Consider the following 14,279-nt stretch of genomic DNA (forward strand, 5'->3'; position numbering starts at 1 on the left):
GCCCGTCGTCCTACAATGGTCAGGATCTTTAGACGTAACTGAGGGAGCACCAGTGTCCGGGCATTCCAAGTGGGCAACGACCAAGCACAAGAAGGCGGTCATCGACGCACGCCGCGCCAAGTCGTTCGCCAAGCTCATCAAGAACATCGAGGTGGCCGCCAAGATGGGCGGCGCCGACCTCTCCGGCAACCCGACGCTCGTCGACGCCATCCAGAAGGCCAAGAAGACCTCGGTCCCCAACGACAACATCGATCGCGCCGTCAAGCGCGGCGCCGGGCTCACCGGTGAGTCGATCGACTACTCGACGATCATGTATGAGGGATACGGCCCGAACGGCGTCGCGCTCCTCATCGAGTGCCTGACCGACAACAAGAACCGCGCGGCCGCCGAGGTCCGCACGGCGATGACGCGCAACGGCGGCACCATGGCCGACCCCGGCAGCGTCGCGTACAACTTCCACCGCAAGGGCGTCATCGTCGTCGCGCACGCCGACGGCATCACAGAGGACGACGTACTCACGGCCGTCCTCGACGCCGGTGCTGAAGAGGTCACCGACCGTGGAGAGTCCTTCGAGGTCGTGACCGAGGCGACCGACATGGTCGGTGCACGTACCGCCCTGCAGGAGGCCGGGATCGACTACGACTCCGCCGACGTCGAGTTCGTCGCCACGGTGAACGTCGAGGCCGATGCGGAGACCGCACGCAAGGTGTTCCGGCTGATCGACGCGCTGGAGGATTCGGAAGACGTGCAGAACGTCTACACCAACCTCGACCTCACCCCCGAGGTCCAGGCCGAGCTCGGCGAAGACGAGTAGCGTCCGGCGATGTCGGTGCGCGTACTCGGCATCGACCCCGGCCTGACCCGCTGCGGCGTCGGGATCGTGGATGTGCGGCCGGACCGCACGGCCACGCTCGTCGAGGTCGTCGTGATCCGCACCCCACCGACCATGCCGCTCGAACAGCGGCTGCTGGCGGTGGGTGACGGTCTCGAACGGCTTCTCGACACCCACCGGCCCTCCGCCGTGGCGATCGAGCGCGTGTTCGCGCAGCAGAACCTGCGCACGGTGATGGGCGTCGCCCAGGTGAGCGGCGTCGCGCTTCACGCGGCGGCCAAGCGCGGCCTGCCGGTCGCGCTGCACACCCCGTCCGAGGTCAAGGCGGCGATCACGGGGTACGGCGCAGCGGACAAGCGGCAGGTGCAGGCGATGGTCGCGCGCATCCTGGGGCTGGCGGAGGTGCCGAAGCCCGCGGACGCCGCGGACGCGCTGGCCATCGCGATCTGCCACGCGTGGAGGGGCGCTCCGGCCGCGCCGACCACGGCAGGGGATGCGGACGCCGGGTCGCTCACGCCGGCGCAGGCCGCGTGGCGCGCCGCGGAGCGCTCCAGCAGGGCGTCGGCGGTGCCCCGTAGGCTGGCCAAGTGATTTCCTCCCTCCGCGGCGCGGTGCTCCATGCGGCAGGCGGCACGGCCGTGATCGAGGTCGGCGGCGTCGGCTTCTCCGTGCAGCTGACCCCCGACCACGTGCTGTCCCTCCGCATCGGCGACGAAGCGTTCGTCCACACCACCCTCATCGTCCGTGAAGACTCCCTGCAGCTTTTCGGGTTCGCCGACGTGGAACAGCTCCAGGTGTTCGAACTGCTGACCGGCGTGTCCGGCGTCGGCCCGAAGTCGGCCATCGGGGTGCTCGCGGTGCTCTCGCCCGATCAGGTCGCCGAGGCGGTCGCCGCCGACGACGACGCCCCGTTCCGCAAGGTGTCCGGCATCGGACCCAAGACGGCCAAGCTCATCGTCGTGCAGCTCGCGGGCAAGCTGGCCGTGGTGCATCGGACACCGGCCGCCGTCCGGAAGCCGGGAGCGCCATCGTCAGTCGGCGACAGTGTGCTGGTGGCTCTCGTCGGGCTCGGCTGGCAGGAGAGGGTGGCGGCCGAGGCCGTCGCCGAGGTCGTCGCTGACACAGACGAGAAGGAGCGCGACAGCGTTCAGACCCTGCTGCGGCTCACGCTCGCCAGGCTCGGCCCCGCCGCCCACACCGGTGCGCCGGCGCAGCGGGGGAAGGGCGGATCATGAGCGACGACGACCTGACGGCCCCCGAGCTGGAGTCCGAGTCCGAGCTGGCCTTCGAGGGCGCCCTGCGTCCCCGGTCGCTCGCAGAGTTCGTCGGTCAGGCCAAGGTGCGCGGTCAGCTGCAGCTGCTGCTCACCGCGGCCAAGATGCAGGACCGCACGGCCGACCACATCCTGCTGGCCGGCCCCCCAGGGCTCGGCAAGACGACCCTCGCGATGATCGTCGCGCACGAGAGCGAGCGTCCGCTGCGCATGTCGAGCGGCCCGGCCATCCAGCACGCGGGAGACCTCGCCGCCCTGCTGTCGTCGCTGACGCCGGGGGAGGTGCTCTTCATCGACGAGATCCACCGCATGGCGCGCTCGGCGGAGGAGATGCTCTATCTCGCGATGGAGGACTTCCGGATCGACATCATGGTCGGCAAGGGGGCTGGCGCGACGTCCATCCCGCTCGACCTCGCCCCGTTCACCCTGGTCGGCGCCACGACGCGCTCCGGTCTGCTCCCGAATCCGCTGCGCGACCGCTTCGGCTTCACGGCGCACCTGGAGTTCTACGACGAGGCAGAGCTCACCCAGGTGCTCACCAGGGCGGCCGTCATGCTCGACTTCGCCGTCGACAAGGAGGCACTCGCCGAGATCGCCGGCCGCTGCCGGGGAACGCCGCGCATCGCCAACCGCTTGCTGCGCCGGGTGCGCGACTACGCGCTCGTGCACGGAAGCGACGCCGACGTGAACGCCGTCCGCGCCGCCCTCGACCTCTACGACGTGGATGCGCTGGGGCTCGACCGCCTAGACCGTGCCGTCCTCACCGCCATCCTCGAGCGATTCGACGGAGGGCCGGTCGGTCTCAACACGCTGGCCGTGTCCGTGGGGGAGGAGTCGGAGACGATCGAGTCGGTCGTCGAGCCGTTCCTCGTGCGCATCGGACTGCTCTCCCGCACCCCCAGAGGGCGGGTCGCGACTCCGGCGGCGTGGCGTCACTTCGGACTCTCCAGCCCCCAGCTAGGAGTCTCACAGCAACCATCACTGATAGATGACATATAATTCAAGCTGGCCTCTCGGCCATCCCCACAAACTCCACCGAAAGGTTCGGCAGACTTCATGCCCATTGACCCGTTAACCATTGTGATGGTCGTCATCCTGGCGGCACTCATCTTCTTCATGTTCCGCAACAGCCGCAAGCGCCAGAAGGATCAGGCTGAGACGCGTTCGAAGATGGTCCCCGGCGCGGAGGTCATGACCAACTTCGGCCTCTACGGCACGCTGCTCTCCGTCAACGAAGACGACAACACGGCCCTCGTCGAGACCAGCCCCGGCACCATCCTCAAGGTGCACCGCCAGGTGCTCGCCCGCGTCGTCGAGCCGACGGCCACCGAGCCTGTCGCCGAGGAGCAGACCTCGATCGAGCCGCAGCTCAACGAAGACCACGCCATCCCTCTTTCCGAGCCCGAGTTCGGTGAGCGCGTCGAAGACGCCTCCAAGAAGCCCGGCTCGAAGACCGACGACTGATCCGTTCAACCCCTTTGTGCGACGGCGCCACGCCGGCGTCGTCGCGCGCGTAGAAAGCTGAGTTCCTAGGTGGCAAAGTCGACTCCGGTCAAAAAAGCCTGGCGTTCGTTGAGTTGGCTTGGCGTCATCGTGGTGGTGCTCCTCGGAGTGCTCACCGCCGGCGTCATCTGGGGCAATGCCACCTGGCTGCCCAAGCTCGCCCTCGACCTGGAGGGCGGAACGCAGATCATCCTCGCCCCGCAGGTCGAGAACGGTCAGACCGTCCAGCAGCAGCAGCTCGACCAGGCTGTGTCGATCATCCGCCAGCGCATCGACGCGTCCGGCGTCTCCGAGGCGCAGATCTCCACCGAGGGATCGCGGAACATCGTGGTGTCGCTGCCGGGCACACCCGACCAGGCCACGCTCGACCGCGTCAAGGCCAGCGCCCGCCTCGACTTCCGTGCGGTGCTCGCCACCAGCGGCCCGACCAACGAGGTCGTCGGAGCAGACGGCAAGTCGACGCCAGCGCCGAGTCCGGCGCCCGGTCTGCAGTCGACGCCGTCCACCAAACCGACGAACGGCAGCGACCTGGCCTGGGTCACCCCGGAGCTCCAGGCGCAGTTCGACGCTTTCTCGTGCACCACGGCCAACCTGGAGAACGTCAACCAGGCGCCGACGGACAAGCCACTGATCACCTGTGACGACGCCAAAACGGTCAAGTACCTCCTCGGCCCTGTCGAGGTCAAGGGTCAGGACATCTCGGACGCGAACAGCGGGCTCTCCCAGAGCTCGAGTGGTGTGAGCACCGGCCAGTGGGCCGTCAACATCATCTTCAACGGGGCGGGCACCAAGGCGTTCGCCGATGTGACCACCCGCCTCAACGGCCTGCAGGGCGCGCAGAACCAGTTCGCGATCGTCCTCGACGGCAAGGTCATCTCCGCACCGACCACCAACGCGGTCATCACCGACGGCCGCCCGCAGATCACCGGAAACTTCACCGAGGCGTCGGCCAAAGCCCTGGCCGACCAGCTCAAGTTCGGTGCCCTGCCGTTCAGCTTCAAGGTGCAGAGCCAGGACACGATCTCTGCCACGCTGGGTTCCACCCAGCTGATGAGCGGCCTGATCGCCGGCGCGATCGGCCTCCTGCTCGTCGCCATCTACACCTTCTTCCAGTACCGCCTGCTCGGGCTCGTCACGATCACCTCTCTCGCGGTGGCCGCGCTGCTCACGCTGCTGACCATCTCGCTTCTCTCCTGGCACTATGACTACCGACTGTCGTTGGCAGGTGTGGCGGGTCTGATCGTCGCGATCGGATTCACAGCCGACTCGTTCATCGTCTACTTCGAACGAATACGTGACGAGTTGCGAGACGGGAGGGGGTTGGAGTCTGCCGTCGAAGCCGGCTGGTTCCGTGCACGCCGCACGATCTACGCGTCGAAGGCCACCAACCTGCTCGCCGCCATCGTGCTCTACGTGCTGGCTGCCGCCAACGTCCGCGGCTTCGCGTTCACTCTCGGTCTCACGACCGTCATCGACGTGATCGTCGTGCTGCTCTTCACGCACCCGACGCTCCAGCTGCTCGCACGCACCAAGTTCTTCAACACGGGTCACAAGCTCTCGGGCCTCGACCCGCAGGCGCTGGGCGCCGTGTACCGCGGCGCAGCCCAGTTCCGCAAGCCGGCGGTCAGTGTGAGCGCAGGCAAGGCCGCCTCGAGCGGCAAGGAGGCGGCCCGCCGCCAGACGATCGCCGAGCGCAAGGCCGCCGAACTGGCCAGCGCCTCCGCGTCGTCGTCAGCATCGGCGTCCTCGGATCGCTCGACCGAGGGGAAGGACTCCTGATGGCCAGCCGTCTCACCAAGTTCGGAAACGACCTCTACACGGGAGCGCGCTCGTTCGACTTCGTCGGTAAGCGCAAGATCTGGTACACGATCGCGGCCGTGATGGTCGTGATCGCCATCCTGATCCCCGTGGTCAAGGGCGGATTCAACTTCAGCATCGAGTTCCGCGGCGGTTCGCAGTTCACGGTGACGAACGTGCAGTCCACCGACCAGGCGAAGGCCCAGGAGGCGCTGACCAGCGTCGTCCCGAACGCCGTCGCCCACGTCAGCTCCGTCGGCAGCGACGCAGTGCGCGTCCAGACCGACCAGCTGTCCGAAGGGCAGACCAAGGAGGTCGCCGACGCCCTCGCGAAGGCGTACGACGTTCCGGTCACCGAGGTCGCCTCCACGTTCATCGGTCCATCGTGGGGCGCTGTTGTGACGCAACAGTCCATTCAGGGTCTCGTGGTGTTCCTGCTGCTCGCGTTCATCGCGATGGCGCTGTACTTCCGCACCTGGAAGATGTCGGCGTCCGCGATCATCTCGCTGTTCCACGACCTCATCATCACGGCGGGCATCTACGCGCTCGTCGGGTTCGAGATCTCGCCGGCGACCATGATCGGCTTCCTGACGATCCTCGGTTACTCGCTCTACGACACCGTCGTGGTGTTCGACAAGGTGCGGGAGAACACCAAGGAGGAGTTCGACCTCACCAGACGCACGTTCGCGGAATCGGTCAACCTCGCGGTCAACCAGACGCTCGTGCGCTCGATCAACACGGCCGTGGTCGCTGTGCTCCCGGTGGCGTCGATCCTCTTCATCGGTGCGTTCTGGCTCGGTGCAGACACGCTGCGCGACATCTCGCTCGCGCTGCTCATCGGCATCGTCGTGGGAACGTACTCGACCATCTTCCTGGCCGCGCCGATGTACTCGCAGTTCCGCGAGGGCGATGCAGCGGTGCGCAAGCACGACCAGAAGGTGCTCTCCATCCGTCCGAAGGCGTCCAAGCCCGAAGCCGTGCCGGTCGCGGCGGAATAGCAGGAGAGTGTGAGCGGTTCTTATCTGTCGGAAGACGAGGTGAGCGCCGCGCGCGCGCACGAGCTCGTCGAGTCGGGTTCGGCCTGGCTGCTCGATGTCCGTGAGGTGCACGAGTGGGAGGCCGGGCACGCGCCCGCCGCTCACCACATCCCGTTGTACGAGATCGAGTCCCGCCAGCATGAGCTTCCGGAAGACCAGCAGATTCTGGTGGTCTGTCTCTCCGGGGGCCGCTCGCGACTCGTGACCGACGCGTTGAACCGTGCGGACTATCCCACGGCCAACGTGACCGGCGGGATGTTCGCCTGGCAGGCGAGCGGAGCGCCCGTGGTGCGCGACGACGGCTCGCCAGGGGCGGTCGCCTGACCTCCGGAATCGGCCCTGTGTCAAAGCAGGGCGCGATGACGGCGATAATGGACGACAGGAGGCGTGCACATGGTTGATACTTCGACACCACAGGCCGCTTCGCTGCGCCGCCTCGTGCCGCGCATCTTCTCGCGGGCACAGCCGGCCGGAGCCGTCGACACGCTGATCCGCACGGTGCGCCTGCACCACCCGAAGGCCGACCTCTCGCTGATCGAGCGCGCGTACGCCGTCGCGGAGCGCGCCCACTCGGGGCAGAAGCGCCGCTCCGGTGAGCCGTACATCACGCATCCGGTGGCCGTCGCGCAGATCCTCGCCGATCTGGGCATCGGCGCCAAGACCATCGCTGCGGCGCTGCTGCACGACACGGTCGAGGACACCGAGTACACGCTCGACGAGTTGCGGGACGCGTTCGGCGATGAGATCGCCATGCTCGTCGACGGCGTCACCAAGCTCGACAAGGTCAAGTACGGCGACAGCGCACAGGCGGAGACGGTCCGCAAGATGATCGTCGCGATGTCGAAAGACATCCGCGTCCTGATCATCAAGTTGGCCGACCGACTTCACAACGCGCGCACCTGGGGCTTCGTTCCCGCCGCCTCCGCCACGCGCAAGGCCACCGAGACGCTGGAGATCTACGCGCCGCTCGCGCACCGCCTCGGCATCCAGACCATCAAGTGGGAACTCGAAGACCTCTCGTTCGCGGTGCTCTACCCGAAGCTGTACGCGGAGATCGAGAGCCTGGTGCGGCAGCGCACACCCGAGCGCGAGCGTCTGGTGCAGCAGGTCATCGACGCGATCAACGACGACCTCAAGGCCGCGAAGATCCGCGGCAAGGTGGTCGGCCGGCCGAAGCAGTACTACTCCATCTACCAGAAGATGGTGGTGCGCGGCCGCGAGTTCGACGAGATCTACGACCTGGTCGGCATCCGCATCCTGGTCAACTCGGTGCGCGACTGTTACGCGGTGCTCGGCCAGATCCACGCCAGGTGGACGCCGATGCCCGGGCGGTTCAAGGATTACATCGCCACCCCCAAGTTCAACCTGTACCAGTCGCTGCACACCACCGTTGTCGGCCCGGAGGGTCGTCCGGTCGAGATCCAGATCCGCACGGAGGAGATGCACCAGCGTGCGGAGCTCGGTGTCGCGGCGCACTGGAAGTACAAGGAGCAGACCACCGGCAAGAGCTCGGGAGGTCCGGCACGGTCGGACACCGACCTCGCCTGGCTCGCCCACATCTCCGACTGGCAGGCCGAGACGGCCGACCCGAGCGAGTTCCTCGACTCCCTGCGGTTCGAGATCGGCGCCAAAGAGGTCTACGTGTTCACCCCGAAGGGCCGCGTGATCGGTCTGCCGGCCGGTGCCACCCCCGTCGACTTCGCTTACGCCGTGCACACCGAGGTCGGCCACCGTACGATGGGGGCGAAGGTCAACGGCCGCCTGGTGCCATTGGAGAGCGCTCTGACCACTGGAGACGTGGTCGAGGTCTTCACCTCGAAGAACCCGGACTCCGGACCGAGCCAGGACTGGCTCAACTTCGTCAAGAGCCCCCGCGCCCGCAACAAGATCCGTCAGTGGTTCACCAAGGAACGCCGCGACGAGGCGATCGAGCAGGGCAAGGATGCGATCGCCCGTGCGATGCGCAAACAGAACCTGCCGCTGCAGAAGCTGATGTCGCAGGACTCGTTGATCGAGGTGGCGTCGCTGCTGAAGTACGACGACGTCTCGTCGCTGTATGCGGCCGTGGGCGAGGGGCACGTCTCCACGCAATCGGTGATCGAGAAGATCGTCGCGTCTGTGCAGACCGAGGCGGAGTCCGACGGCGGGGACATGGACCTCCCTGTCAAGGGACGTTCGCGCAAGCTCCGCGACAGCGACTCCGGCGTGCTCGTGCGTGGCGCGCCCGACATCCTGGTCAAGCTCGCGAAGTGTTGCACGCCGGTGCCCGGCGACCCGATCGTGGGATTCATCACGCGCGGCGCCGGTGTCTCGGTGCACCAGTCGAACTGCCACAACGTGCAGTCGCTGATGCAGGAGCCCGATCGCATGATCGACGTGGAGTGGGCGCCGAGCTCGAAGAGCGTGTTCCTGGTGCAGATCCAGGTGGAAGCGCTCGACCGCGCCGGACTGCTCTCCGATGTGACGCGCGTGCTTTCCGAGCATCATGTGAATATCCTTTCCGCCACGGTGACGACGTCGAGCAACCGCCTCGCGCTCAGCAGGTTCGTGTTCGAGATGGGGGACACCACCCACCTCGACCGCGTGCTGAACGCCGTGCGCCGCATCGACGCCGTCTACGACGTGTATCGGGTCAGCGCGGGCTGAGAACGCTTGCAGCACGGGCAGTGAGCTGGTCGGCCCGCGCCAGGAAGCGGCGGGCGCTCGTGCGCGGCGCCGCGCGCATCCTGGCGGTGATGGCCGACAGCGGGACACCGGCGACACCGAGCAGGTACTGCACCTGGGCGGCCGAATCCGGAGGGAATCGGCCGTCTGCGCAGAGCAGGTCGATGGCCGTGCGCGCGGGTGACGTGACACGGGACGTCCCGAGCTGGACCACGTCGCCGCGGACGAACGTGCACTGTCTGCTGTCGAGCGCCGGCGGGATCCGCCCCCCACGACTGCCGGAGTCCACGCAGACCTGGAGGCGGCGCGGGGGAGCCGCGCGTGCTCCGTGGATCCACGCGGCCGTTCCGCGGTCCGCGATCACGAACGGCGGGGCCATGGTGGAGAAGGCGTCGGCGCGCAGAGCGGCGGACTCCGGAGTGTCCAGCGTTGCGAACGAGTCGCCCACCCGGTAGAGCTGGCCGTCGAGACACAGCGCGAGAAGTTCTGCGAGCGGGAGGACGTCGGGACCGAGGAGGCGGGGGAGGAGTGCTGTCATGCCTCCACTCTGCGGTGGGAGGTCACCGGAGAGAACACAGGCCGCCGGATCTGTGGAGATCCGGCGGCCTGTGGAGAAGTGGAGCGGTCAGCGCATCACTGCAGTGCGTCGAGCCAGACCTTCCTCGCGTCGAGGGCCTCCTGGGCCTCCTTGACCTTGCGGGCGTCTCCGCTCGCTGTGGCGTCGTCGAGCTCCTGCTGGAGCTTGGCGATGGCGGCATTGAGCTGGCTGGCGAGGCCCTCCGAGCGGGCCTTCTTCTCTGGGTTGTTGCGCTCCCAGTGGTCTTCGTCCAGCTTGCGGACGGCGGCCTCGATCTTGCGGAGGCGGTCTTCGATCGGGCGCACCTGCTCGCGCGGGACGCGCCCGATCTCGTCCCAGCGCTGCTGGATGGAGATCAGCGTGTTGCGCGCTGACTCGCGGTCGGTTGCCTTGAGCAGCGGCTCCGCCTCCTCGAGGATGGCGAGCTTCAGTTCGAGGTTCGCCTGGTATTCGACGTTGTCGCGCGCGTCGACCTCGGCCTTGGCCGAGTAGATGGCATCGCCCGCGGCCTTGAACTTGGCCCACAGGGCGTCGTCGTTGCGCTTACCTGCACGGCCGGCGAGCTTCCATTGATCGAGCAGCTGGCGGTACTCCGGCACACCGTCCGCGCCGCGCGGGATGAGGGCCTCTGCCTGCTCGATCAGCGCGGTCTTACGTGCGCGGACGTCGCGGTGCTGGTTGTCGAGGTCGGCGAAGAACGCCTTGCGGTTGTGCTCGATCGTGGAGCGGGCAGCGCGGAAACGCTTCCACAGCTCGTTGGCCTCGTTCTTGGGGATGCGCGGGCCGTCGTGCTGGTGGCTCTGCCAGCGGGCGAACAGCGTTTCGAGCGCTGCGGTCGTCTGCTTCCACTGCGTGCGGGCGGGGTCTTCTGCCGCCAGGGCCTCAGCCTCCTCGACGATTGAGGTGCGCTCGGCGACGGCCTGCTCGACGGCGGCCTTCGCCTCGGCGCTCTGCTGCTCGGTGAGCTCCTCGACGGTGCCGCCGAGTGCATCCAGCCGGGTGGCGAGCGATGCGAGGTCGCCGACGGCGTTCGCGCCGTCCAGCGTTTTGCGGAGGCCGGCGACGGCCTTGGCGATGTCGGACGCAGGGGCTCCGCGGCGGGCGCGCTGCTCGAGCAGCGTCACCTGACCGGCGAGATCGGTGAACTTGCGCTCGAAGTAGGCGAGCGCCTCCTCCGGCGTTCCGTCGGGGTATTGGCCGACGGCCCGCTCGCTCTCACCTTCGCGGACGAAGACGGTGCCGGTCTCATCGACACGACCCCACGGTTGCTGATCAGTTGTAGCCAAGAGCCTCACCTTGCTGATGTGCGGTGCGGGCGCAGAACGCCCCACGGTTGCGAAATAGCCTATTGCACGAGCGCGCGGCGTGCAGCCGTCGCCGTGAGCTCATGGATCACTTGAGCGTGAACGAGTCGATCTTCGTCGCGACGGCCGGCTTGCCGTCCGTTCCGCCGCCGGACACGCCCTTCGACGTCACCTCGGAGTTGAGGGTGTCGAGTCCGCTGGTGATCTTCCCGATCACCGTGTATCCGCCTGCGGTGTCTGATCCGATGGTGGTGTCTTTGTAGACGATGAAGAACTGACTGCCCTGACTGTTCGCATTGTTGCTCTGCCTGGCCATGGCGATCGTCCCGGCGGGGTAGACGTTGTCCTTCGGCGCGTTCTCGATCGGGCCGTACGAGTATCCAGGGCCGCCGCTGCCGTCGCCGTTCGGGTCGCCGCACTGCAGCACGGAGAATCCGCCGTCGGTGAGCCGGTGGCAGGTCAGGCCGTCGTAGAACTTCTTCTGGGTGAGCGCGATGGTCGACGAAACCGCCTGCGGCGCCTTCGCTCCGTCGAGAGAGACGCCGAGCGGGATGCCGTTGATCGTCATCGTGCCCGTCCAGGTGCGGTCCTCCGCGAGCGTCTTCGACGGAAGCGTGAGCGCCCCGGCCGATGCGGACGCGGACGGCGACGGAGAGCCGGACGCGGACGGCGTTCCCGGCTTCGCGAAGAAGAGGAGCTGTGTCCCGATGGCGAGGACGACGATCACGAGCACAGCGACGCCGCCGATCCAGTTGTCCCTGACGCGCCGCTTTGCCTTCTTCTCGTGCACGGTCTGACGCGCCTGGTACGCCCGGAGTCGCTCCCTGGCCTGCCTGGCTTCGCGATCGTTCTGCTTACTTGGTGCCACGTGTGTCCTCCGGAGCGCGCCGTCGTGCAAAAAACTCGACCCGTCGCGCGGTGCCCGAGGATCAGGATGAACCCTATTGGACCCAGCTATGAGCGGCAAAGTCGCCGCTCCCAGGTTCACGGAACGGACGGAGGCGCATCCACTGGCCGGCGGCGCGGTTCGCGTGTCGGTGGGAGCGACTAGCCTGGACAGGTGGTCGACGTGCAACCTGGGCTCCGCACCGGAGCGACGCCTCTCGCTGTGCGGATGCGGCCGAAGTCCCTCGACGAGGTCGCCGGGCAGAAGCATCTGCTGCGGCCTGGCTCGCCTCTGGTGAGCCTCGCGTCTGACCAGACCGGAGAGACAGGGTCGGTCTCCGTGATCCTGTGGGGTCCTCCCGGCACGGGCAAGACCACGCTCGCGCAGGCCATCGCGCACTCGTCCGGTCGCCGGTTCGTCGAGCTCTCGGCGGTCACCGCCGGCGTCAAAGACGTGCGCCTGGTGATGGACGAGGCGCTCTCCACCCGCGACCTCTACGGGGTGTCGACGGTCCTCTTCCTCGACGAGATCCACCGCTTCACCAAGGCCCAGCAGGATGCGCTCCTGCCGGGCGTCGAGAACGGCTGGGTCATCCTCGTCGCCGCGACAACCGAGAACCCGTCGTTCTCTGTCATCTCGCCGCTGCTCTCGCGCTCGCTCCTGCTGACGCTGGAGACGCTCAGCGACGACGACCTCGGCACGGTGGTCGACAGGGCCGTGGCGGACGACAGGGGCCTGGCCGGTCAGTACACGCTGGCTCCGGAGGCGAGGGCAGCGATCATCCGGCTGGCCTCCGGAGACGCGCGTCGAGCGCTGACAGCGCTCGAAGCCGGCTCGGTGAGCGCTGCGTCGTCGACCCCCGCCACGTCGAAGAAGAAGCCGGTGATCACCGCCGAGATCATCGCGCAGGCGGTCGACAGGGCACTGCTGCGCTACGACCGCAACGGCGACGAGCACTACGACGTGATCAGCGCGTTCATCAAGTCGGTGCGCGGCTCCGATGTCGACGCCTCCCTGCACTACCTCGCGCGCATGATCGAGGCGGGGGAGGACCCACGTTTCATCGCGCGGCGCATCATCATCCTGGCGTCGGAGGACATCGGCCTGGCCGACCCGCAGGCACTCGTGGTCGCGGTGGCCGCCGCAGACGCCGTGCAGCTGATCGGGATGCCGGAGGGGCGCATCCCGCTGGCGCAGGCTGTCGTGCACCTGGCGACGGCTCCGAAGTCCAATGCGGCGTACATGGCACTGGATGCGGCGATCGCCGACGTGCGCGCAGGTCGCATCGGCCGCGTGCCCAAGCACCTGCGCGACGCGCACTATCCGGGAGCAAAGCGGCTCGGCCACGGCAAGGGATACCAGTATCCGCATGACGACGCCCTCGGGGTGCTGCAGCAGCAGTATCTGCCGGACGAACTGCGGGATGCGACGTACTACACGCCGACGGAGCACGGCAACGAACGCGACGTCTCCGCGCGCCTCGCGAAGCTCCGCAGGATCGTGCGCGGACGCTGAGCTTCGTTCTGCTAGACTCGTCTGGCCTAGAAGGCTGTTTCGCGTGCGGCTGCGTCGGAACATCCTCTCGAAGGGACAGGCCCTGTAGCCGGGCGTCCCTGGCACATCCCTCTACTTTTGCAGGACGACATGTGTGCCTGCGTTCATTGTTAGAGAGACAACCGAAAGGACATCGTGTCTACCAAGTCACGTACCCGTAGCAAGACCCGCCTCTCGCGGTCACTGGGCATCGCCCTGACCCCGAAGGCGGCGAAGTACCTTGAGAAGCGCCCGTACGCTCCCGGTGAGCACGGCCGCACCAAGCGCAAGGCCGATTCCGACTACGCCGTTCGTCTGCGCGAGAAGCAGCGTCTGCGCGCCCAGTACGGCATCCGCGAGAAGCAGCTGAAGATCGCGTTCGAAGAGGCTCGTCGCGCCCAGGGCCTGACCGGTGAGAACCTGGTCGAGCTCCTCGAGATGCGTCTCGACGCCCTCGTGCTGCGTGCAGGCTTCGCCCGCACCACCGCACAGGCTCGCCAGTTCGTGGTTCACCGCCACATCCTCGTCGACGGACAGATCGTCGACCGTCCCTCGTTCCGCGTCAAGCCGGGTCAGCTGATCCACGTCAAGGTGCGTTCAGAGGGCACGGAGCAGTTCCAGGTCGCGGCCGCCGGCGGTCACGTCGACGTTCTGCCGAAGACCCCTGGCTACCTCGAGGTCGAACTCGACAAGCTGCAGGCGCGCCTCGTGCGTCGCCCGAAGCGCGCCGAGGTTCCGGTGACGTGTGAAGTCCAGCTCGTCGTCGAGTACTACGCGGCTCGCTAAGCACAGCGCTCAAGTCGGCAGGGGTCGTGGCAGCAGCCACGGCCCCTGCTGTCGTTTCCGCCCGGCTGCCGGGGGTCACATCCTGCC

At 67.5% G+C, this 14,279-nt stretch carries 14 protein-coding genes; 11 read left to right on the forward strand and 3 right to left on the reverse strand.

What is annotated here, in order from left to right; translation table 11 throughout:
* Positions 1-52: 52 nt before the first annotated feature.
* From AC37TH_RS12705 to AC37TH_RS12745, 9 genes are all read left to right on the forward strand, one after another.
* Positions 53-814, forward strand: a complete 762-nt coding sequence (locus AC37TH_RS12705; protein ID WP_490764703.1) for a YebC/PmpR family DNA-binding transcriptional regulator — start codon at positions 53-55, stop codon at positions 812-814.
* Positions 815-829: 15 nt separating this feature from the next.
* Positions 830-1,423 carry a crossover junction endodeoxyribonuclease RuvC gene (gene ruvC / locus AC37TH_RS12710; RefSeq protein ID WP_490765112.1) on the forward strand — a complete coding sequence of 198 codons (594 nt, stop codon included), beginning with the start codon at positions 830-832 and terminating at the stop codon, positions 1,421-1,423.
* The gene (gene ruvA, locus AC37TH_RS12715; protein WP_490764704.1) at positions 1,420-2,067 is read left to right on the forward strand and encodes a Holliday junction branch migration protein RuvA; all 648 of its coding nucleotides are present in this window, start codon (positions 1,420-1,422) and stop codon (positions 2,065-2,067) included. The genes ruvC and ruvA overlap by 4 nt, the downstream gene beginning before the upstream one ends.
* Positions 2,064-3,104 carry a Holliday junction branch migration DNA helicase RuvB gene (gene ruvB / locus AC37TH_RS12720; protein ID WP_490764705.1) on the forward strand — a complete coding sequence of 347 codons (1,041 nt, stop codon included), beginning with the start codon at positions 2,064-2,066 and terminating at the stop codon, positions 3,102-3,104. Before ruvA ends, ruvB begins: the two co-directional genes overlap by 4 nt.
* Positions 3,105-3,161: 57 nt before the next feature.
* Positions 3,162-3,569 (forward strand): preprotein translocase subunit YajC, encoded by a 408-nt coding sequence (gene yajC, locus AC37TH_RS12725; RefSeq protein WP_490764706.1) that lies wholly within the window; start codon positions 3,162-3,164, stop codon positions 3,567-3,569.
* A gap of 69 nt (positions 3,570-3,638) precedes the next feature.
* Complete coding sequence (gene secD, locus AC37TH_RS12730; RefSeq protein WP_490764707.1) at positions 3,639-5,387, forward strand: protein translocase subunit SecD; 1,749 nt, start codon at positions 3,639-3,641, stop codon at positions 5,385-5,387.
* Positions 5,387-6,403 carry a protein translocase subunit SecF gene (gene secF / locus AC37TH_RS12735; RefSeq protein WP_490764708.1) on the forward strand — a complete coding sequence of 339 codons (1,017 nt, stop codon included), beginning with the start codon at positions 5,387-5,389 and terminating at the stop codon, positions 6,401-6,403. The genes secD and secF overlap by 1 nt, the downstream gene beginning before the upstream one ends.
* A 9-nt stretch (positions 6,404-6,412) precedes the next feature.
* On the forward strand, positions 6,413-6,766 hold the full coding sequence (locus tag AC37TH_RS12740; RefSeq protein WP_490764709.1) for a rhodanese-like domain-containing protein: 354 nt from the start codon (positions 6,413-6,415) through the stop codon (positions 6,764-6,766).
* A 69-nt stretch (positions 6,767-6,835) separates the two neighbouring features.
* The gene (locus tag AC37TH_RS12745) at positions 6,836-9,088 is read left to right on the forward strand and encodes a RelA/SpoT family protein (protein ID WP_490764710.1); all 2,253 of its coding nucleotides are present in this window, start codon (positions 6,836-6,838) and stop codon (positions 9,086-9,088) included.
* On the opposite strand, the gene AC37TH_RS12750 is transcribed toward AC37TH_RS12745, so the two are convergent.
* From AC37TH_RS12750 to AC37TH_RS12760, 3 genes are all read right to left on the reverse strand, one after another.
* Entirely contained in the window at positions 9,075-9,644 is a 570-nt protein-coding gene (locus AC37TH_RS12750; protein WP_490764711.1) for a type IV toxin-antitoxin system AbiEi family antitoxin, read from the reverse strand. The two genes, AC37TH_RS12745 and AC37TH_RS12750, sit on opposite strands and share 14 nt — an antisense overlap.
* Before the next feature lie 95 nt (positions 9,645-9,739).
* Entirely contained in the window at positions 9,740-10,969 is a 1,230-nt protein-coding gene (locus AC37TH_RS12755; RefSeq protein WP_490764712.1) for a DUF349 domain-containing protein, read from the reverse strand.
* A 106-nt stretch (positions 10,970-11,075) separates the two neighbouring features.
* A complete protein-coding gene (locus tag AC37TH_RS12760; protein WP_490764713.1) occupies positions 11,076-11,855 on the reverse strand; it encodes a peptidylprolyl isomerase in 780 nt (259 codons plus the stop codon).
* Positions 11,856-12,047: 192 nt separating this feature from the next.
* Between AC37TH_RS12760 and AC37TH_RS12765 the strand changes: the two genes are divergently transcribed.
* Positions 12,048-13,388 (forward strand): replication-associated recombination protein A, encoded by a 1,341-nt coding sequence (locus AC37TH_RS12765; protein ID WP_490764714.1) that lies wholly within the window; start codon positions 12,048-12,050, stop codon positions 13,386-13,388.
* A gap of 174 nt (positions 13,389-13,562) precedes the next feature.
* Entirely contained in the window at positions 13,563-14,192 is a 630-nt protein-coding gene (rpsD, locus tag AC37TH_RS12770; protein WP_490764715.1) for a 30S ribosomal protein S4, read from the forward strand.
* The last annotated feature ends 87 nt before the right edge of the window (positions 14,193-14,279 follow it).

It is taken from the genome of Leifsonia sp. McL0627, assembly GCF_058244615.1.

What these genes read in the sequence shown, in the direction of transcription:
- ruvB (WP_490764705.1), top strand. Translation starts at nt 2,064, where the DNA reads ATGAGCGACGACGACCTGACGGCCCCCGAGCTGGAGTCCGAGTCCGAG.
- yajC (WP_490764706.1), top strand. Translation starts at nt 3,162, where the DNA reads ATGCCCATTGACCCGTTAACCATTGTGATGGTCGTCATCCTGGCGGCA.
- secF (WP_490764708.1), top strand. Translation starts at nt 5,387, where the DNA reads ATGGCCAGCCGTCTCACCAAGTTCGGAAACGACCTCTACACGGGAGCG.
- AC37TH_RS12745 (WP_490764710.1), top strand. Translation starts at nt 6,836, where the DNA reads ATGGTTGATACTTCGACACCACAGGCCGCTTCGCTGCGCCGCCTCGTG.
- AC37TH_RS12750 (WP_490764711.1), bottom strand. Translation starts at nt 9,644, where the DNA reads ATGACAGCACTCCTCCCCCGCCTCCTCGGTCCCGACGTCCTCCCGCTC.